Below are 4,904 nucleotides of genomic sequence, written 5' to 3'. Positions count from 1 at the left end.
CCGATCGGGGTCGCGATCTGCGATCTGGAGGGCAAGTTCGTCCAGGTGAACCCGGCGTGGAGGAGGGCGACGGCCGCCAGGGCCGCCGCGATCGGGCCGAGGAGTTGCGGCCCGGACCAGGCGATTCCCGCCGCTCCGAGGATCCCCGACAGCGCGATCGCCAGGTACAGGATCGCGGCGTTGAGGGACACCAGGACCGGTGCCGACTCGGGGGACAGCGTGATCAGCCGGTGCTGCTGCGGGGTCGTGATCGCGAACGCCGCGATGCCGTAGAACGCGATCTCGGCCATCGCCAGCCCGAAGTTCCCCGTGGTCAGCGGCAGCACCAGCAGGCTGACGACCAGCCAGACCAGCGCAGATGCCACCACCCGGCTGCTGCCGAACCGGTCGGCGAGCATCCCGGCGAGGTAGTTGCCGACGGTGCCGATGACCCCCAGCAGGAACATCAGCACCGCCAGCCGGACCCCGCTGCCACCGGTCGCCGGGCCGAACACCGCCCCGATGTAGGTGTAGGGCAGGTAGACCGCGGTGAACGCGATGAGCGTGGTCGCCAGCACCACCAGCACCCGCCGGTCGCCGAGCGGAGCCAGCCGCTGGCGCAGCCCCTCCACCGCCGGCGTCGCCACCTCGGCCGGCACCAGCCGCAGCACGCCGAGCAGCCCCAACACGGCCAACCCGGCGACGAACCACATCGTCACCCGCCAACCGAAGAACGCGCCCAGCGCGGTCCCCAGCGGTGCGCCCATCGCCGTCGCGGCGGTGAAACCTGTTGTCACAGCGGCGATAGCGCGTCCACGCCGATCGTCCGGAACCAGTGCGGAAGCGGTGACCGCAGCGGTCGGCACGAACAGCCCGGCACCTGCTGCGGCGACCACCTGCGCGGCGATCACCAGCGGGAACGACGGCGCGAGCGCAGTCGCGACGTTGCCCACCAGGTAGACGCCCGTCGCGAGCACCAGCACCCGGCGCCGCTGCCAGCTCGCGGTCACCGTGGCCAGCACCGGCGCGAGCAGGGCGCAGGTGAGCGCGAACGCGGTGACCACCTGGCCCGCGGCGCCGATCGACACACCGAGAGTGCTGCTGAGCTGCGGCAACAGCCCGGCGAGCACGAACTCGCAGGTGCCCACGGCGAAGGTGCCGAACCCGAGCACCGGCACCGCCCACCGGCTCGGCGCTGCGGTGTCCACTGTGGAGGTCATGAGCGTGCTCCGATCTGCTGGGCCAGTTCCGACGCAGCCAGGCCGAGGGCGATGAAAACCGCTGCCGCGAAGGGCAACGAGGTGGGCGAGAGCTCCAGGACCGCAGCGCCGAGCGCCCCGGACAACGACACCGCGAGGTAAGTGCTGGAGGCGTTCAGGGAGATGACGAACGACGTCGCGGCGGGCGCGGCCTCGATCAGCCGGTGCTGCTGCGGCACCGTCACCGACCAGGCCGTCAGCCCGAAGACCACCACCGCGATCCCGGCGCCGATCAAGGTGCTCGCGAAGAACGGCAGCAGCAGGAAGTTGGCCAGTGCGACCACCATCGCGACCGCGATCACCCGCCGGGCGCCGAACTTGTCGGTCCACCCGCCGCTGACCAGGTTGCCGATCGTGCCCGCGGTGCCGGACAGGAACAGCAGCACCGCCAGCAGCGCGCCGCTGCCGCCGGTGGCGGGCTCGACGATCACGCTGATGTAGGTGTTCACGATGTAGATGCCGACGAACAGCGCGACCGTGGTCAGCAGGACCAGCACGATCTTCGCGTTGCGCAGCGGCGCGAGGCGTTCGCGCAGACCCGCGGGTGGTGGTGCCGGGATCGTCGGGAGCAGCACGGCGATACCGAGTCCGGCGGCTGCGCCGAGCGCGGCGACGAACCACATCGTGCCGCGCCAGGTCGTGACCGATCCGAGCAGCGTGCCCAGCGGAACGCCGAGCGCCGTCGAGGTCGTCAGGCCCAGCGTGACCAGCGAAATCGCCCGGGCCCGTTGGGATTCCGGCGCGAGCGCGGCGGCGGCTGCCCCGGAGATCGGGGTGACCATCGCAGCGCCGGCGGCGGCGATGACGCGCGTCGCCAGCACTGCGGCGTAGGTCGGTGCGAGCGCGGTGGCGACGTTGCCGAGCACGAAGACCGCGAGCGCGGTGAGCAGGACCTGGCGGCGCGGCCAGGTGCCGGTGAGCGTCGCGAGGATCGGCGAGAGCACGGCGTAGGCGATGGCGAAGACGGTCACCAGCTGGCCCGCCTGAGCGATCCCGATCCCCAGGTCGGTCGAGATCTCCGGCAGCACACCGGCGACGACGAACGCGTCGGTGCCCACCGCGAAGGTGCCCAGCGCCAGCACCGCCACCCGGAACGGGACGCGCGCGACGGGTTCAGCGGTCGTGGTCAACGGGACTCCCCAAAACGGTACCGATCGTTTCCATGTTGGCAGACGGTACCGATCGTTTCCGTTTTCGCGCAAGGTGGGATATCGTGCGGACATGGCGACACGAGCACGAGAGCGCCTGGTCGAGGCCGCGGAGCAGCTCTTCTACAGCGAGGGGATCCGGGCGGTCGGCGTCGAACGGCTGGTCGCCGTCTCCGGAGTGGGCCGCGCCTCTTTCTACCGGCACTTCGCCGGCAAGGACGACCTCGTGGTGACCATGCTGCGCGGCTACGACGAGCGCTTCCGGGCCTGGCTGGCCGAAGCGGTCGAGGCCCTTGGTGGCGGACCGCTAGCGGTGTTCGACGCCCTGGCCGCCAGCTTCGAAGCCGAGGGCTTCCGAGGCTGCGCCTCGATCAACGCGATGGTCGAGATGGCCGACGCGGACAGCGCGGCTCACCAGGTCGCGGCCGAGCACAAGACCAAGGTCATCGACTACCTGGACTCGCTGCTGATCGCGGCCGGTCAACCTCGCCACCGGGACCTCGCGGAGCAGTTCATGCTCCTGTTCGACGGCGCCATCGTCACGGCGCTGCGCGAACGCACCGCAGAACCCGCCCACCGGGCCAAGGCCATCGCGGAATCCCTGCTGAGGGCCTGACCGGGGAGATCGTCCAACGTGGACGGAAAAAGCGGGGAATGCGTTCTCCCCGCCTGTTTCAAGGTATAGCGCACCAGGGGGCTTGCGGCAAGACCCGGGTCGTGCCGCAGAATCGTCGTCCGAAGCCAGGACCAGCGAAAACCGGTGTCCTCGACAGCGCGAGCGCATTCGAGGACCGGTACCTGCTGGCCACTCTCCTCGGACGGGGCGTTGCGAATGATCGACGTGATCGTGGTCGGTGCTGGACCGACCGGTTTGATGCTGGCCGCCGAACTGCGGCTGCACGACGTGAACGTGGTCGTGCTGGAGCGGGATCTGGAGCCGACCGAGGTCGTCCGCGCGGGCGGCCTGCACGTGCGCAGCATCGAGCTGATGGACCAGCGCGGCCTGCTGGATCGCTTCCTCGCGCTGGGCAGGAAGCACGAGACAGGTGGCTTCTTCGCCGGAATCGACAAGCCGTGGCCAGGCCAGATGGACACGGCGCACGGCTACGTCCTCGGCATCCCGCAGCCGGTCATCGACCGCCTGCTGGCCGAGCACGCCACCGAGCTCGGCGCCGAGATCCGGCGCGGCTGCGAGCTGATCGGGCTGAGCCAGGACGACGACGGCGTGACCGCCGAACTGGCCGACGGCACGCAGCTGCGCTCGCGCTACCTCGTCGGCTGCGACGGAGGCCGCAGCTCGGTGCGCAAGCTGCTCGGCGTCGACTTCCCCGGCGAGCCCAGCAAGATCGAGACGCTGCTGGGTGAGGTGGAGCTGACCACACCGCCGGAGGAGCTGATGGCGGTGGTGACCGAGGTCCGCAAGACCCAGAAGAGATTCGGCGCCATTCCCCTGGAAGGCGGCGGGTACCGCGTGATCGTGCCCGCTGCGGGGCTGACCGAGGACCGCGCGGTCCCACCGACCCTGGACGAGCTGAAGCAGCAGCTGGTGGCGATCGCGGGCACCGACTTCGGCGCGCATTCACCGCGCTGGCTGTCCCGCTTCGGCGACGCCACCCGGCAGGCCGAGCGCTACCGCGTCGGCCGGGCGCTGCTGGCCGGCGACGCGGCGCACATCCACCCGCCGACGGGCGGCCAGGGCCTCAACCTCGGTGTCCAGGACGCGGCCAACCTGGGCTGGAAGCTGGCCGCCGAGATCCGTGGCTGGGCCCCGGAATGGCTGCTGGACAGCTACCACGCCGAACGACACCCGGTGGCCACCGACGTGCTGACCAACACCCGCGCGCAGATCGAGCTGATGTCCCTGGACCCGGGCCCGCAGGCCGTGCGCCGCCTGCTGTCCGAGCTGATGGACTTCGAGGAGGTCAACCGCTACCTGATCGAGAAGATCACCGCGATCGGTGTCCGCTACGACTTCGGCGAAGGCCACGACCTGCTCGGCCGCCGCCTGCGAGACGTCGAGCTGAAGCACGGACGCCTCTACGAGCTGATGCACCGAGGCCGCGGCCTCCTCCTCGACCAAACCGGCCAGCTCTCGACGGAAGGCTGGGCGGACCGCGTCGACCACGTCGTGGACGTCAGCGAAGAACTCGACGTCCCGGCCGTCCTGCTCCGCCCGGACGGCCACGTGGCATGGGTCGGCGAAGACCAGCAAACCCTGCGCGTACATCTGGAAAAGTGGTTCGGCCGCTGAAGCCCTGATAGTTCCGCGAAGACCCGTGAGTCTTTTGAGCTCCTATAACAGCCCAAAAGACTCACGGACCCGCGACACCACAGCTCGAAGCGACCAGCGCTTGATTGCGCTGAGGGAGCTCGACCACTGCGGGCGGTCGGCGCGGTCCTGCAGAACTCCGGGCACGGTCGCCCGAGCGACCTTATGGCTCAGCACCCCGGTGCAGGTCCGCAAATTCAATGGAAATTTGAGGTCCGATTTCCATTGAATTTGCGGACCTCCGGTGCG

General features: G+C 70.0%; 4 protein-coding genes. 2 read left to right on the top strand and 2 right to left on the bottom strand.

Translation table 11 applies throughout. From position 1 onward, the window contains the following. Together ABTZ89_RS35710 and ABTZ89_RS35705 are read right to left on the bottom strand one after the other, a co-directional pair. Window positions 1–1,199 (bottom strand): MFS transporter (locus ABTZ89_RS35710; protein ID WP_351053325.1); only part of this gene is annotated, 1,199 nt, incomplete at its 3' end. After that, window positions 1,196–2,368 carry an MFS transporter gene (locus ABTZ89_RS35705; RefSeq protein ID WP_351053322.1) on the bottom strand — a complete coding sequence of 391 codons (1,173 nt, stop codon included), beginning with the start codon at window positions 2,366–2,368 and terminating at the stop codon, window positions 1,196–1,198. The genes ABTZ89_RS35705 and ABTZ89_RS35710, both read right to left, overlap by 4 nt. Window positions 2,369–2,459: 91 nt before the next feature. Here ABTZ89_RS35705 and ABTZ89_RS35700 point away from each other — a divergent pair, with 91 nt between their 5' ends. Both ABTZ89_RS35700 and rox read left to right on the top strand, forming a co-directional pair. Next, the gene (locus ABTZ89_RS35700; RefSeq protein ID WP_270948515.1) at window positions 2,460–3,002 is read left to right on the top strand and encodes a TetR/AcrR family transcriptional regulator; all 543 of its coding nucleotides are present in this window, start codon (window positions 2,460–2,462) and stop codon (window positions 3,000–3,002) included. Window positions 3,003–3,218: 216 nt separating this feature from the next. Beyond that, window positions 3,219–4,637 (top strand): rifampin monooxygenase, encoded by a 1,419-nt coding sequence (gene rox, locus ABTZ89_RS35695; protein WP_351053318.1) that lies wholly within the window; start codon window positions 3,219–3,221, stop codon window positions 4,635–4,637. The last annotated feature ends 267 nt before the right edge of the window (window positions 4,638–4,904 follow it).

This window comes from Saccharopolyspora sp. NPDC002686 (genome assembly GCF_040295745.1).
Lineage (GTDB): Bacteria > Actinomycetota > Actinomycetes > Mycobacteriales > Pseudonocardiaceae > Saccharopolyspora > Saccharopolyspora oryzae.
This window is presented reverse-complemented; position numbering and strand designations above follow the sequence as displayed.